General features: G+C 49.8%; 11 protein-coding genes and 5 pseudogenes. 5 read left to right on the forward strand and 11 right to left on the reverse strand.

Features of this window, described 5'->3' with window-relative positions:
* From METLU_RS28680 to METLU_RS27360, 3 genes and pseudogenes are all read right to left on the reverse strand, one after another.
* Positions 1–199 (reverse strand): annotated as a pseudogene (locus METLU_RS28680) (IS982 family transposase); the annotation flags it as partial.
* 252 nt (positions 200–451) lie between these two features.
* Complete coding sequence (locus METLU_RS0113015; protein WP_027158593.1) at positions 452–763, reverse strand: hypothetical protein; 312 nt, start codon at positions 761–763, stop codon at positions 452–454.
* An 801-nt stretch (positions 764–1564) separates the two neighbouring features.
* Positions 1565–1988, reverse strand: a pseudogene (locus METLU_RS27360) (IS6 family transposase); the annotation flags it as partial.
* A 225-nt stretch (positions 1989–2213) separates the two neighbouring features.
* Here METLU_RS27360 and METLU_RS25320 point away from each other — a divergent pair.
* The 3 genes and pseudogenes from METLU_RS25320 to METLU_RS0113035 all read left to right on the forward strand — a co-directional run bounded on the left by METLU_RS25320 (position 2214) and on the right by METLU_RS0113035 (position 5606).
* Positions 2214–4340, forward strand: coding sequence for an AAA family ATPase (locus METLU_RS25320; protein WP_051299908.1), 2127 nt, complete (start codon positions 2214–2216; stop codon positions 4338–4340).
* Positions 4341–4361: 21 nt separating this feature from the next.
* A pseudogene (locus tag METLU_RS27365) lies at positions 4362–4745 on the forward strand (transposase); the annotation flags it as partial.
* 636 nt (positions 4746–5381) lie between these two features.
* The gene (locus tag METLU_RS0113035; protein WP_027158595.1) at positions 5382–5606 is read left to right on the forward strand and encodes a hypothetical protein; all 225 of its coding nucleotides are present in this window, start codon (positions 5382–5384) and stop codon (positions 5604–5606) included.
* 420 nt (positions 5607–6026) lie between these two features.
* On the opposite strand, the gene METLU_RS0113045 is transcribed toward METLU_RS0113035, so the two are convergent.
* From METLU_RS0113045 to METLU_RS0113065, 3 genes are all read right to left on the reverse strand, one after another.
* Positions 6027–6398 carry a DUF1493 family protein gene (locus tag METLU_RS0113045; RefSeq protein WP_027158596.1) on the reverse strand — a complete coding sequence of 124 codons (372 nt, stop codon included), beginning with the start codon at positions 6396–6398 and terminating at the stop codon, positions 6027–6029.
* Positions 6399–6875: 477 nt separating this feature from the next.
* A complete protein-coding gene (locus tag METLU_RS0113055) occupies positions 6876–7241 on the reverse strand; it encodes a hypothetical protein (RefSeq protein WP_027158597.1) in 366 nt (121 codons plus the stop codon).
* 299 nt (positions 7242–7540) lie between these two features.
* Positions 7541–7984: a toll/interleukin-1 receptor domain-containing protein gene (locus tag METLU_RS0113065; RefSeq protein ID WP_196806542.1), complete on the reverse strand. Its 444-nt coding sequence runs from the start codon at positions 7982–7984 to the stop codon at positions 7541–7543.
* Positions 7985–8198: 214 nt separating this feature from the next.
* On the opposite strand from METLU_RS0113065, the pseudogene METLU_RS27940 reads away from it, so the two are divergent.
* A pseudogene (locus METLU_RS27940) lies at positions 8199–8354 on the forward strand (IS5/IS1182 family transposase); the annotation flags it as partial.
* Positions 8355–8836: 482 nt separating this feature from the next.
* Here METLU_RS27940 and METLU_RS0113080 read toward each other — a convergent pair.
* Complete coding sequence (locus METLU_RS0113080) at positions 8837–9463, reverse strand: hypothetical protein (RefSeq protein ID WP_027158599.1); 627 nt, start codon at positions 9461–9463, stop codon at positions 8837–8839.
* 444 nt (positions 9464–9907) lie between these two features.
* A pseudogene (locus tag METLU_RS27375) lies at positions 9908–10092 on the reverse strand (transposase); the annotation flags it as partial.
* Positions 10093–10335: 243 nt separating this feature from the next.
* Between METLU_RS27375 and METLU_RS0113090 the strand changes: the two are divergent.
* Positions 10336–10593: a hypothetical protein gene (locus METLU_RS0113090; protein WP_027158600.1), complete on the forward strand. Its 258-nt coding sequence runs from the start codon at positions 10336–10338 to the stop codon at positions 10591–10593.
* Positions 10594–11162: 569 nt separating this feature from the next.
* Here the strand turns inward: METLU_RS0113090 and METLU_RS0113095 are convergent.
* From METLU_RS0113095 to METLU_RS0113105, 3 genes are all read right to left on the reverse strand, one after another.
* On the reverse strand, positions 11163–11822 hold the full coding sequence (locus METLU_RS0113095) for a hypothetical protein (protein ID WP_231383606.1): 660 nt from the start codon (positions 11820–11822) through the stop codon (positions 11163–11165).
* Between the two features lie 407 nt (positions 11823–12229).
* Positions 12230–13048 (reverse strand): class I SAM-dependent methyltransferase, encoded by an 819-nt coding sequence (locus METLU_RS0113100; protein ID WP_027158602.1) that lies wholly within the window; start codon positions 13046–13048, stop codon positions 12230–12232.
* A gap of 111 nt (positions 13049–13159) precedes the next feature.
* Entirely contained in the window at positions 13160–14329 is a 1170-nt protein-coding gene (locus METLU_RS0113105) for an acyl-CoA dehydrogenase family protein (RefSeq protein ID WP_027158603.1), read from the reverse strand.
* Positions 14330–14439: the final 110 nt, after the last annotated feature.

Raw genomic sequence — 14439 nt, forward strand, 5'->3', positions numbered from 1 at the left:
CATGCCTCAGATAAAACCATTTGAAGGTTCGAAAACCGGCTTGATGGTAAGCCACTAAAATCGTGATCATCTCGCTATCACTCATCCGATGGAGACGATGGCGTTTCTTCTTACCTTGGGTTAATTGATTTTTTTGCCAGTCCGCTATAAAGGTTTGGCAAAAATCGTCCACATCGCAGAATAAGTGTGTTAATTTCATAAAGGCAGGTTTTTGTTCGGAGAAAGTTAGCGTCGAAAACTTATTTTCTCTTTTATAACAAGAACCTGCTCCCTTTTTTATCCCGAACTCAGGTTATATAGGGTCGATTTTACCCTTTCAATACTAGCCGCTCACTATGTGCCAGAAGAGGTCTATCAATAATTTCAGTTCAATGTCAGGTGAACTTTTGAAAACAGTCATTCAACGCTGGAAATAACTGGTGCGCTTTAGCGTATCCGATTGATTGGGCTGTTAGGAGGTTGCGCGTTCGCGTTCGAAGCTGCAGCCGATGGCCTCTATTGTAATTTCATCCCCGCTCTGCATTTGAATAGAGAAGTTTCCGTCACTACCAGTAGCTTCATTTATAAAGGACGATTCGCCCCAAGGATCTAAACGTGGACAATTAAAGTTGCGTACGTCCATGAACCTCAAACTGTGTGGAGATGCATCCTCGCCACACTCGGCAAATGCTAGAAGATCAAATTCAACGATGCGCTCCTCCCACAGAATAACAATACGCCGAACTATTGCGTCATGTAACGGCAGGCCTTCTAGCCGAGTCATACCATGGCCTCCTAACAAGTAATTATATTGTTTCTGTCTATCATCCCTAATTATCTCACTCTAGACAACAAACTCAGCAAATTTCCTCAGAATGCTAACGGTATAGCTTCTCGGATCGGATGATATACGGTTTCTTTTTATCCTGTCGACTGTCTATTATCCGGCAATAAGCGGCCAATCAAACAACTGCGATAGAGGGCCGATTTGGGTCGTTTGCCCATCGATTGACTGATCTAGTTCGGCCAGAAGCGGACTGTAAGCTCAGTTTTTTGCAATTACATTCCTGATGAAAATACAGCGTACTTTTAGCGTTAAATTCGCCATTAACATAACAACATCTCCTCAAGCTCTATGTTATCAGTAATGGTACGCATAGAAGCCCAGTTAAAAAAATCAATTTAACGCAACAGCGTCTATAGGTATTTAGTCGAATTGTATCTCAGTCGAAATGTTGTATTTTTGAGCCGTAGCCGAGGTTAGACCAATGATTTCTATCCAGCTTTTGAGGTTCAAATGGGTCAAGTTTTAGGATATGTTTTTCTGTTAATTGTTGCCTTTTATCTACTAACACTTACCGTAGATCCTGTTTTTATTGCACTGATAATTATTGTATGCCTTATAGTCTGGTTTTTTTTATATACGAAAGCGAGGCAAAAACAATAAGTTAATGTTATCCCATCCAGCATAGTTGTTGGCACCGCTTTTATCCATCAACACTTTTTCAGGCAGGCCGTTGGCATTGATCGCTTATTTGAAGAAAGTGGTAGCCGCCGCTTCATCTCGATGCCCGGAAAGCATAAAGTGATCTTGCTCGACGAGATTATTCAGGTATTTGATCTGGCTGATTTCGATATCGTGACCGGCTTCCTCCTGGAGGGCATCGATAGCCGTCGCATTGGCGCCATTTTTGTCTATCGTGGCCTTGTCCGGTAGGCCATGCTCCCAACCGCTTTCCTGAAAAAGTGCAGAACGGCTTGCTTGTCGCGATGAGCGGGCAAAAGGAAATCAATAGTTTGACCCGCCTTATCGACAGCGCGGTACAAGTATTTCCATTTCCCTTTCGCCAGCTCCTGCCGACTGGGCGCTTCTTCATTTTCCGGAATACTCCCTCCAGTTTCGGCGTGAACTTCTGAACCCAACGGTAGACATGGGTGTGATCAATGAATAGACCCCGTTCTTCCATCATTTCTTCCAGGTTCCGGAGCTCAGAGGGGTAAGCCAGGTATCAGCGGACACCCGTCAGAATGATGTCTTTTTCGACGCGGTGGCCTTTGAAGTCGATCATGCGGTTAATCCAAGCGGTATTGGTTGAGCGTATAGTTTACCTAAACCGATGCTCTTTATTAACGCAACGGAACCTCGGGCTTAAATCAAGGTCCAAAGGACTTTTGCTTAGCGTGATCGTGCTCCGGCTTCGGAACATGACTAGCGCCCGCTTTGAGGAACTTTCATGTCGAATTTGTCGAAACCCAGCGATGCGGCTCCGGCCAAAACGCGTCTTAGGCTCGTTATCAAGAAGGCTGCCAGCCGGCTACAGGACTGGTTTGTGATCCAATCGGCGGCTGTCAGGCTGACGGTGCTGGCCGTTGCCCTCCTGATCCCGGCCACCGGCATCTATTCGTTCATGCTCATCCAGAAGCAGGCCGCCCTGGCTGAGCAGGTCAAGACCATGGTGGCGGACGAGGCGGCGTGGTCGCTCAACGACAAGCTGCCCGTGGTGTTCGGTACCGGCTCGGTGCTGAGCTTCCTGGAAACGCACCCGATCGAGCGCATCACAGTGGTCTATGAACCGTTGTTGTGGAACGTGTCGGAGCGCATCATCCTGGTCGAATCGCAGGGCAAACTGCATGCATATTACCCCAGCGACATGGAGGCCAAAATCTTCGCCGACAAAGCCGTCACTGCGCCGTGGGGCAGCAAGCTTGCCTTCATCCCGCGCGGGGAACTCAATCCCGGCAGCCTTGAATTGTTCGAACTCCTGGACCAACGCTTTGCCAGTGCCCGCCCGCAGTCCGAGAAGGACAACTGGAAGGCTGGCGTCAGCGGTGCGCTATCGGTCGTACTGACGCTCGGCGTGCTGGGCTTCCTGTACTACCAGCTCAAGAGCCAACACAAGTCGCTCAAGTTCATCGAACCGGCACAGGTGCACGGCTCCATCGATGACCTGGCAGGCATGGATGACATCAAGGCCGAGGTGGCGCAGATCAAGGATCAGTATGAGCGCCGCGCGGAATATGCCGAGTACGGCATATTCAAGCCCTTCAATGTAATGTTCAGCGGCCCCGCGGGTACCGGCAAGACCAAGCTGGCCAGCTACCTGGCCAAGGAACTGCACCTGCCCATCCTGTTCCACTCCGCAGCCAACCTGGAAACGGGCTTCGTGTCCGGCGGCTCGAATACACTCAGCCGCATCGTGGACATGGCCAAGCGGCGCAAGCGCTGCATCATCTTCCTGGACGAGGCGCAGGATCTGTTCATGAAGCGCGGCGGCCGCCGCAAGTTTGACGACGACACCGCGAACACGTTTCTGTCTGTGCTGGATGGCGTGCGCAGCAAGAACGAAGCTGAAATCATCTGGATCGTGGCCAGCAACTTCAATAGCGAAACCATGGAGATGGACGAAGCCATGCTGCGCCGCTTTCAGATGAAGGTGGACTTTCGCATGCCCAATCGGGCAGAGCGGCTGGCTATCTTCGGCCACTATCTGGGCCAGCGGGCCGACAAGGTGCTGCCCGACCTGGACCTGCGCCATCTGGCGGAAGTGACCGAAGGCCGTAGCCCGGCCGACCTGGAGACTATCGTCAACCAGGCGGGCATCACGGCCGTGCAGACGGGCGTGATGATCGGCGCCGATACCCTGATGCAGGCCGCCGAGCGCGTACTGGTGGGCAACGTCAACACCAACACCACGAAGGAACGCGAGCGCGACCGCCGCATCATCGCCGTGCACGAATGGGGCCACTTCCTGGTGGATCTCGAGCACGAACGCCAGCTGACCAACGACAACTGGGAGCAGATCCTGGACGACATGAAGACCATCAAGATTTCGCTCAAGGCCAACCCGCGCACCAACGCATTGGGCTTTGTCTTCCACAAGCAGGGGACCAATCTGCTCAAGACCAAGGGCGACATCGAACACGACGTGCGCGTGCTGCTGGGAGGCATGGCCAATGAGGAACTGTTCTTTGGCGAGGAAGGCACGACCAACGGTGCGCACAACGACATCACCCGCGTGACACGCTTGCTGCACCACGCCGTGGGCGAGATGGGCATGTACCGCAAGACCCGCCTGAACTTCGGTGCGCTCTCCAGCGAGAGCCGTGAAGTGGACGAGGAAACGCGCAGCATCATGGAAGCGCAGAGCGAGCGCATGTATGGCGAAACCAAGGCCGTGCTGGCCCGGCTCAAGCCGCTGACCGAGCATCTGGTCGGCAAGCTCCTGGAAGCCGACGAAATGAGCCTGAGTGAGGCGCTGCTCGAGATCCGCAACTTCGAGGCGGCCTACGCTGACCTCGGGCCGGATTACAAACTGACCGCTCACGGCCCAGAATGTGCCAAAACGCTGACCTTACTATAATCAGGGGCAACTTGTTGATGGGGCCAGCGTCTGACTTGGCGTTCCTCAAGAACTGGGTATGGATTGAATCAGCACCGTTACTGGAGTTCATCCTGCCAACAGTGCGCCATCAAGACAAAGTGCGCGCCAAGTACCGAAAGGCGAGTGACTCGTTGGGAACATGAAGACGTGCTGGAAGCCATGCAGACTCGTCTGGATCAAGCGTCTGACAGCATGAGCATCCGGCGCCAGACCGTGGAGCATCCCTTTGGCACGCTCAAAGTCTGGATGGGAGCAACGCACTTTCTGACCCGGACCTTAAAAAACGTCAGTACGGAAATGAGCCTGCATGTGCTGGCCTACAATATGAAACGGGTCATGAATATGCTCGACACCCCAGCCTTGCTTGAGGCCATCAGGGCCTGAAACCCTTTTTATATCTTGATATAAAGCAATGTTTACCCTCCCAATAGGGGGGCTGAAGCAGTCTTCAGCAATGACCCCAATTTTTGAGGCAAGCCAAAAATCATGATGACTCCGTCTAATGACTTTATCCTGGCGGTCTGGTGAAAGTGCTGAAAATTTTTATGCGTTTTGACACGGTCTGGGCCAATTCCTGCCAGACAAAGAGCATCTATGAACGGCCGGTTTATAGCGCAAAGTCATCGACAAAGCGAAAGTCGGCGGCATGGCAAGAACTCAGATTGCCTGCCAGCTTAATACCAGAGAGGTCAGCGTCTATCGAGTCCTTGCGATTACCGCATGCTTCGGATTAAAGTTGCTAATAACCGCTTTCAAGTAATTCCACAGTAACTGCGGTGATTGGAATACACAGCAATACGCGGCAGAATAGGCGCTAATGTACAGTTTTTTCCTTTTTCTGCGTTCTCCCATATACAGTAATGACTGCAAGACTGAAAAAACCAATAAAGCGTGCGACAACGAAAGTCTACACTTGCAAGTTTGAACCGTAACAAAGGTTTCTTTTCTAACAGTTAGGCAAGGCTGGTTTCCAGTCATAAATACTGTCATTTTTCTTATTGAGTTTAAAGAGCGAACGTTATGGAAACTCACAAAGTAGAAATTAAAGATCTAGAAAGAAACGAAATTGTAAGCACGGGTTATATCGATAGTGAAGATCTGCCTCTCATTGTTCATGATTTGAGCCATTACGATTTAAATCCTGATCATCGGTATGAAGTTGGTCTCATTCACGGTGATTATTTAGAGTTACTTTGTAAACATATAGATGGACATGCCAAGCGTGTTTGGTTCGATCGCCATTGATTGTCACATAAAATGTGCCCACGATTATCCCCCTTTGTTACCTCCTTGCGGAATCAGCCATGCGGGATAGCTTGGATCAATATTAGTGAGCGTATCCGAACTGGAATATAAAACGGGTGAAAAAATACCGGTAGCTGATTATGCCAAATACGGCAAACCCGATCAGTCCCGGATGATTCCGTTGGGCTGCGATAAAAGCTAGAAGACCGAGTAATTATCAAGACTGGGTAACTATGGCCGGAATGAGGCGGCTTGAAGCAGCCCCGACTGACTCAAATGTGCCAATCAGAGACATTCAAGAATTTCAGCCAAATGGCGGTTGCAATACAGAAAGCTGTCGTTCAACGGCCAAGCTGAAGCATGCCCCTGCCGCAGCTTGAAGAAGCCGCAAAGCTATCCGGCATCACTTCAAGCGCCTTGCTAGCCATGATTCTGTCTCTCCTTGATTTTTACTATCGCCTCGTACAGCTGGCCTACGGTAATGTCCTTCACTTCATATTGGGTTTCGCCAAATAGGGAACGTAGCCAGTTGAGGAAGGGATCGTACCCTTCACTATGAAAGAAGCATTGGTTATCAGTCATCCCAAACGCGTCCCTAATAGAGTAATTTTCGCAAAATACCGATATCGAGAATTGACGTTCAATTTCATCGAACAAGTCATCCCCATCATCTCCCGTTATGCCGAGATCCTTCTCAAGGAGCATGCGTTCGGAAATGTCCGCACTTTGTGAAAAACCCTGACACTCCTGTATGACCTTGACCAAGTTTGCGAGTGAAATATCGCGAGGCATATTTGGTGGCTAACGCTTGGAATTCAGCGGCGCCGTTAGGCGTCCTATGGAATGACTTATTATGCCCTTGCTCGCTTCCGAGCTGGCTTGCGAAACTCAGAATAGGGCCCTTTCGTGAGTTTTGGCACTGCCAATTGGCTGCCGAATCCTGGGCAAAACCTATATCCACTTTTGAAAAGAGGCTCTAGTCTCTCCCATGCCTTGATATCACTCTGCTTTGGCGCCTTAAATGCCGGGCCAGCATCAAATACCTTTCCACCGCATTGCGGGCACACAACGGCGTACTCAATGGGCTCCCATGAGCCATCCTTCAGCTGAAGAAATCGAACTCTCTTAAAAGCCTTTCTGCACTTAACACATGCGAAGGATTTCGTGATTAATTTTTTCATCTGTCTAGTGCATAACGTTGGAGCTAAGACTGCAAGGCGCCTCGTAGCGGTGACTTGTCGGCTTTGAACGACTTGGTAGGCATTTTGTTCAATCCCCGATAATAAGCTGAAATGGTTCATTGGCGCTGAACTCAACGCCTATTACAGACTCATGCTCTAACTCCATATCAAAATATATGCTCCAAGTGGTACCGCTCTCTATGAAGACATTAGGGTTAGAGAATTCCTTCGCACACAGTTGATACTTTTCTCGATTTTGTTCAATAAACGAGATAGATGTTTGTAGGAAGTTTTGCCACTCGTCGCAAATTATCTTAGCGCGCACCTCTGCCTCATGTGAAATAGCGTCTGCTTCGATGCTCAACGTTGCCCCATGAAGGGCTTCTGGCTCAGATTCCCAGTAGTCTGGACCTTGATGAAAGGCTCCAACTCCCTGGATGTGCTTTGCGCTCATTTCTAATGCCTAACGTAATATATACGACATCAGGTGTCTAATAATCCAATGCATTTGTCGTATCACTCCAGTTGTTTATGTTTAAGCAATTGATTGATAGCCGTCGCCGTATTCAACGCCCCAGGTCGTGTGGATAAATACGACATTCAACCGAAAATCCAAAAGTAACTCTATCTTCCCTGATAACCAGATTTTAGGCAATAAGCTCAGCTCGTAGGATGCGCTGAACACAGTGATGCGCATCGATCGCGAACGATGCGGTTCGTACCTCACCGCATCCTACCTCGCTAGCAGTCAGCTTATTTTGGTGGTGCGTATTGAATTAATCCCTGTCCGGTAGCCGGTAGCGCCCTCAAGATAGTCGGCACAATCTCAACATCATCTATAGTTTTCCACACCAGCGTCTGGAGTGGAGCAGGTACATGGGCATCGCTACCCCCATGTTGAGCAAGCACAAGTGGGATGACGCGGAATGAATCGCTCCGCATGGCGGCTTCATGAATAGCGCGGTCGATTTCTTTTCTGATCACGCCGGCATCTACATACTCGCCTGAGATAAAAAACACTGCGGCAGCACAGCCTGCAAATGCGTTGTCAATGCCCCTGACCAGCGTATCACTCGCCGCTAAGTCATCGCGGTCAAACCAAGTCTTCAGATTCAACAGTCGCAACGCACGATCTATCTTTTCGACCAGTGGTTTGTTGATGCCTTTATGGCTCAGGAAAATACTGGAATTCTCCACGTCACGTCTCCTTGCTTGTGCCCAATTCTGAATTAGCTTAGCCACCGCTTCTCCAGCAGCAGCTTTTTAGGCTTTGGCTTCCTCTGTATGGCTGTCCGCAGGGAAAGTTCCTGCAGCAGCAAATCCTGCCGCAAAGCCTAGCTGGGCGAAACTTTGCTTTATCGCATCTAAGAGCCTGTTCAATATCTGCTGAGGATGAGCGATAATGAGGGGCATGAGAAAAGTGTACGCCAGCGACATCAGTCGCGAACAGTTTGAACCGGTCAGAGTCCTGCTGGAAAATGCCCGCAAGAAAACCCGCCCGCGGACAGTGGACTTGTATGAGGTGTTCTGTGCCATTCTTTATTTGCTCAAGAGCGGCTGCCAGTTTGTAGGGTACGCATCGCGTACCTTTTCAAATTTTTCCGTTGAATTAAATCCGAAAAGGTACGCGGTGCGTACCCTACCGGGCTACAAAGTTGATAACCAGCCAATACATTAAAGTGAAAATCTTTAAATATTAGTCTGAATTGAATCTGACATTGACTGCCTGAATTTGTCCTTAAGCAGACAGTCAAAATTGTTATTTAAATAATGAGATAACGATTATGCGGAGACGGACAATCCAAACATTAGAAAAACAATATCGAAATATCTAATCAAAGTTAAGCTAAGGACGCCCATTAATAAGCTCATCGGAACCGATCGAAATCCCGCGAATGAAATCCAAAACCATCTTTAAAAGTGCCGCCCAACTTCGGGTCAGCCACGCGCGGTGATGCACAGCATGGATCGGATAAGTTGCGAGAAATCTCCTTAAGGAAATCAACCCGTCTAACCTATCGAGAATCCATCCATCGGATAGACAGAGAGCTATTGCATAATTTCCATATCATGCGATCTGCTCCGGCCTATCTTCCCACCCTCTAGAGTAAAGGTACCAAATGCTTCACTTGAGATGAATGAGGCGTTGACCGATGCAGGTGTATAACTGTAATCGAAATGATTATCTATTTTAATATTTCCGAATTCCTGATGAGTGGTGCCCCAGTTGGAGTATGATTGATCGCTCATTGCGGTCAAATCCTCATAAAATGTTATTGTGTCTACTACAAAAGCATCGTCGATGGAGCACATGTCATACCACGTTATCGAAATCGTTCCAGATGCAGTCACTTTATTTGGCAGGGTACCCGTCGCCTTGAATTGGACGGTGTCAGTAGAACCATCACCAACCCAGCATTCCTGTCCTCTCTCTTGTCCGAACGTAAAATACATAGCCTGAATATAAGCACCAGACGAGCCAGATTTTTTCGATTTGCTCTGAGTTGTTTTTTCGAAAGCTCTAACATAAATCTGTAGATTGCCGCTTGAGTTGAACATCTCTCCAAATGCCCCCCTGCCGGAGAAGACGGATGTTTCTGCCCCTACGGTTAATGGTGCGGATGCAACGGCTAGAAATCCACAAACAGCTATAGTTGATTTGATGATCGTATTCATTATTATTTTTCCTAAACTAGAGATCTGATGAAGTTGAAATAAAGAATAACCATTTAACTCGTCCCATTGATGAGCTAACAGCTAACTTCAGCTTCAATATCTCAAATTGCATCCTAAATCTCCGTGAAAAACATCAAAAAATGATCAATTAAACCCTGAATAAATCATATATAGCTGATGTTACGCAGTAAGTTGAATTCAGGTTGCTTTAGCAAAGTGTCGCTAGCGCGACGGTTTGGCTTAATCGGGTTTCACGAAAAACATCCCTGTTTTTCGCCTTAACAGGCGACTATATCGTGCAAATCGGCAATCCTGCCGATTTGTCGCACCCGAAGGCAAGTTGCTTTCTTTTGCGTCGCCTCGGCAACTGCTGAATTACTGGGAAGTAATGAATGCAGAAAATGCAGGAGCATTTTTCTACCCTGCGTTGCTCTAAGAGCCTGTTCAATATCTCCGCAGCAACAGGGCCAAGAAAGCCAGATTGACGAATTGCAAACTGGTATTGAGCAAGCGTTCGGTATTTTTCCAAAGTCGCCGGCACTTTTCCAGCCAAGCGAACGATCGTTTGACGACCCAGCGTTGGGGCATGACGGCAAGGCATGAAGCTCATGACGTTCAGCAGCCTGTACCCTACCGGGCTTCATCGTCCCCAGTTGATGGTCAATGAGCAAGGGGGCACTGTCAGCGGCTGAGAATGTACCGATCATTCTAGGCCTCCTTTGAAATTGAAGGTGTGATAGAAAATTTATTGTAGATGAATAAAATCATCTACGTCTAAGTCTAATTGCTTGAACATTCAAAAACCACATCGAAAAAATGTTCAAACTTTATCTCTAAGATTAATAACTTATATAAAACTGAGGAGACTTAGAATGAAAAAACTTCTGTTAGCAATGACTACATTGGCTTTAGTTGCCTTAATGCCATCCCTATCAATCGCTGGCGAATCAGATAGTTGTAAAGGTTGTCACAATGGTTCGGTTGCTCCAAGCGTTGACACCTTAAAAAGTAAATTCAAAACCGTTGATGAATTAGTAGCAGGTGCTAAAAATTCTCAAAACCCCATGATGAAATCTGCCCAAGCCGATGAAGCTAAATTAAAAGCTGCTGCCACAGAAATCATGAAATAATAGGCTGAGTCATATTCAACCCAATAAATCATAAAAACGGGTATAAACCTAAGGGAACCTCGAAAAAACTGTGCTTTTGGACTGAAAAACTCCAAAACGGCCTTCTCCTAAGGAAAGCCCAATGTTTTTCATATCCGATTTATGTTTTTGGCCCAAAATGCATGATTTCGCGCATTTTGGGCGCACTTGGCTTGCTAACAGGCAAACACCATAGCATTCCTTGAAAGACGATTTATTTTTTAAGAGCTGTCCGCTATTAAGCATAAACCAGCCGTTTCAGCGATTGCCGGCAAACCGCTAAGGGTCGATTTTAGCCTGCGGACTGACTGACGAAATCCGGCCACAATAGCCGACAGTCAATTTCTTCCCATATATCATCAGTCTGGACCCAAAAGAGCCGCTTACTTGAATTTCCCGTCTGGCAATATACTTAACAGGCAGCAGACCTTCTATCTTCGTTTAACAACTGACGCCAACGACCAGAGAGGTACGGTAATTCCGCACCTCTGGATTTCTTTTTGTTGCCCGCGTTTATACCAAAATAGGTGGATGTCATGCCCCTGTATGGTTCATTGCGCTGCTAAGGCAGGTCCACAGGTACCGTCACCACCGTCGCGAACATAATAGTCGGTGGATACGTAGCCGTTGGCGGCTGAGATAACATTCTGGCCGGCACTCAGAAAGATGGGCGTATGGAGATGGGTTCCACTTAGCTGTGTCAGCGGTACGCCATTGACGGAAATATTGAGGAGATAAGTGCCATTATCAAACAGGTTTACATACGGTTGCCCCATGCCGGTGCTTGGGTTTAATGCGCAACCGGGCGTCACCGTAGCGTAAGATTTACCGCTGGCGCCGTATTCCAGCATGCCGTCGGCGCTGAAAGTATTACCAGAGGTGTCTGGGAGTGTGCACATGCCTGCCTGTACGGTAAACGCATAGCTATCGGCGGTCTTTTTACTGAGCGCCACAACTACCTTGTTATTACCATCGGCGAGCCAAACATTGGCCGGCTTATCGGCTGTGGCAGTTGCCACAGAAACGCCATTCAGTGACACAATGGCGCTCGCTCCCTGTTTTGGGTTGAATAGACCGGCTTCTATTACCGGCGATTGCTCTCCGGTGTCTGGATTGGCGGCACATTGCACCACGCTGGATGCGTATGTCTTGCCGCTTGCGCCGACTTGTACGGTAGTAGCCGCCCAAACCGGCGTACTTAGCGCCGCCATACCCACAAATGCAGCTACGCCCGAGGATAAGACTTTTTTGCTTTTCATAGTTAGCCCCTTATTGTTATGTTGACCTTACCGGTCAACGATTAACATAACATAACCACATTAAAAATATGTTAATTTGCCAGTGGCTCCATACTTTGGCGAATGAAGCGATTCAGGAGATCGACTGGCTCTGCATTCCGCCACCTGACTGCTAAAACTACAAGCCATAACGCTCTCTTCTTCAGCACTATGAAAATCGTCTTGGAATGACAGCTTCGCGCAGTAGACAGGTCATCAATTTACATCAACGACAGTCGGCTTTTGGCCCAGATAATTCGACTAGATTGGAAGTTCAATCAAACGTTTGAGGCGGATTGAATAAATCCGCCTCGCTGAGTCGTTCGTGATGAATCAATCCGCTAACCCTGCATCAGATCCACATTATGCTCGATAACATACATGAACCGAACCAGCGTCTCGCACTCGGCATGGTCCTTGAACCAGCCATTCTCGGCCATGCGGGCTTCGCACAGAAAGGCGTTGCCTTCGGCCGCAAACTCGGACTGGAGCTTACGGGAGTATTCATAGTTCTTCAGCCAATGGTTGCGTATGTTAGCCGTGAAGTCATGCTGAACGTAGCGGAACGACAGAGACTGTAAAGCCTCATCCATGCGCGTATGGCCGGGCAGCAGGATCGTGTCGGGATCGCCCTCTTCCTTGGCCTGAAACGCCGCGATGATCATGCGGCCGCCGGGTCGGAGCCTGGCGTTGAGCTTGGCCAGTGTTTTGCTGTAATCGCCCATGAAGTAAATCGAATCGATAGCCAGGATGACATCGTACCCGCCGCCGGGCAGCTCGTCCTGAATCAGGTCCACGCACCGGAAATTCAGCGTGGCGGCTTTATCCCGCGTTCTGCCCTGCGCCTGGGCAATGGCGACATCCGCATAATCGAGGCCCAGGATATCGCAGGCGGTTTTTTCGTGGAGGTGCTCCGTGATATGGCCGTTCGAACAGCCGACTTCCAGCACTTTCTCGCCGGGCCTGAGCAATGTGGTCAAAAAATTCATTTCGTCGACGTCCATCATGCCGTGCTGGCACAGGTCCCTGCCATAAACCGCCTCGCAGAAGCGCGAATGCGTCGGGCTTTCGGCCGCGCGCCGGAAATATTCGTTATACCAGGCCTTGGAAAACATCTCCGCCTGACCCATGTCGGCCGTGTGGTTCATCAGTTCATTCATGCTCTGTTCCATACTTGCCTTTTGCCCCCGTTGGTTTCTAAATCAGTATTTTCTAATATAACAGATGGACCGCATCCCGAACAGCTTCAGAATGCAGCCCATATCTCAACTTTAAAATTGGAAAAACGGCCACTCGGGATCGAGCCCGAGCAGGATTTGCCCGATCGACTCCAGCTTGCTGGCACTCAGAAAGCCGTGCTGCGTGATGACATGAACATCACGGAAATGCCGCTCAAAGGAATACTCCTCGCGAATGCCCGAAGCGCCGGCGATCTCGTGGATGAGGCTCACGGCCTTGGCGCATTCAAGCGTGGCATGCGTCATGGCCAGTTGCATCCGGCCTTTCAGCGCGACCGTGATGGGTCTGCCGGCGACGGCTTCCTGCCAGGCTTCCTCGAACGCGCCGAAGAAAAACGCGCGGCTGGCGCCGAGCTTGGCCTCGGCCTCGGCGAGTTGCGATTGCACGACAGCATTGTTCTTGAGTGTTTTGGTCCCAAAAGCCGGCGTCTTGTTGTTGATAAGCTCTATCGCTTCATCGATGGCCGCGCGCGTAATGCCGAGCGCCGGCGCCACGAGGGCCGCGATCGCCGGCCAGACCGTCAGCCGGTAAAGCGGCCCTTCATAGGCGCTGCCCGGTTTCACTAGCGGTCCCCACGGCGCGGCCCAGTGCTCGGGGATAAACACGTCCTGCATATCGACGTCATGGCTGCCGCTGCCGCGCATGCCCATCGTGTTCCAGTTGTCGACGATCTCGGCCTCGGACGCGGGAACGGCGATCAGCCGCGTCTCGGGCATGCCATTGGCATCCACGCGTAACTTACCATCGTCATGGATATGGGCGAAGCCGATAAAAGCCGTGGCATGGTGCGCGCCGCTCACGAACGACGTGCGCCCCGAGATGCGATAGCCGCCCGCGACCTGAACGGCCTTGCGCGCCGGGTTGAAAGCGCCGACCGGAATCGCGTCGGCATTGAAAATCTCCTGCGCGGCCTGATCGCAAAACCACGGCGCGAACATATCATGGGCGACGGCGATCTGCAGGTTCCAGCCCGCCGCGCTGTCGATGCGCGAGACTTCCTCGATGATACGTAAGCCAGATATCGGGTCGAGCTCGAAGCCGCCGAACGCCTTAGGCCGCCACAACCGGTAAAGCCCCGCCTGGTGCATCGCCCTGGCCACGGGCGCAGCCAGCCTTCGCTCGCGCTCGGCCTCAGGGGCGTGCTGCCGGATAATCGGCTCGATTTCTCGGACGGCTCTTAGAAGGGTATCGGTTGTGGACATGAAAGTCTCCTATATCTACATCATTATCGAATTCAGGCGCAAAACTCATCGCCTGCCGAAACCGGATTATAATATATAAAACCATAAATAATTTATGGAAATACTATAAA

The sequence above is a fragment of the Methylobacter luteus IMV-B-3098 genome, from assembly GCF_000427625.1.
GTDB lineage: Bacteria > Pseudomonadota > Gammaproteobacteria > Methylococcales > Methylomonadaceae > Methylobacter > Methylobacter luteus.

Coding starts and splice junctions, on each gene's coding strand:
- METLU_RS25320 (WP_051299908.1), top strand. CDS start 2,214: ATGTCGAATTTGTCGAAACCCAGCGATGCGGCTCCGGCCAAAACGCGT.
- METLU_RS0113035 (WP_027158595.1), top strand. CDS start 5,382: ATGGAAACTCACAAAGTAGAAATTAAAGATCTAGAAAGAAACGAAATT.
- METLU_RS0113090 (WP_027158600.1), top strand. CDS start 10,336: ATGAAAAAACTTCTGTTAGCAATGACTACATTGGCTTTAGTTGCCTTA.
- METLU_RS0113015 (WP_027158593.1), bottom strand. CDS start 763: ATGACTCGGCTAGAAGGCCTGCCGTTACATGACGCAATAGTTCGGCGT.
- METLU_RS0113105 (WP_027158603.1), bottom strand. CDS start 14,329: ATGTCCACAACCGATACCCTTCTAAGAGCCGTCCGAGAAATCGAGCCG.
- METLU_RS0113095 (WP_231383606.1), bottom strand. CDS start 11,822: ATGGCGGCGCTAAGTACGCCGGTTTGGGCGGCTACTACCGTACAAGTC.
- METLU_RS0113055 (WP_027158597.1), bottom strand. CDS start 7,241: ATGAGCGCAAAGCACATCCAGGGAGTTGGAGCCTTTCATCAAGGTCCA.
- METLU_RS0113045 (WP_027158596.1), bottom strand. CDS start 6,398: ATGCCTCGCGATATTTCACTCGCAAACTTGGTCAAGGTCATACAGGAG.
- METLU_RS0113100 (WP_027158602.1), bottom strand. CDS start 13,048: ATGAATGAACTGATGAACCACACGGCCGACATGGGTCAGGCGGAGATG.
- METLU_RS0113080 (WP_027158599.1), bottom strand. CDS start 9,463: ATGAATACGATCATCAAATCAACTATAGCTGTTTGTGGATTTCTAGCC.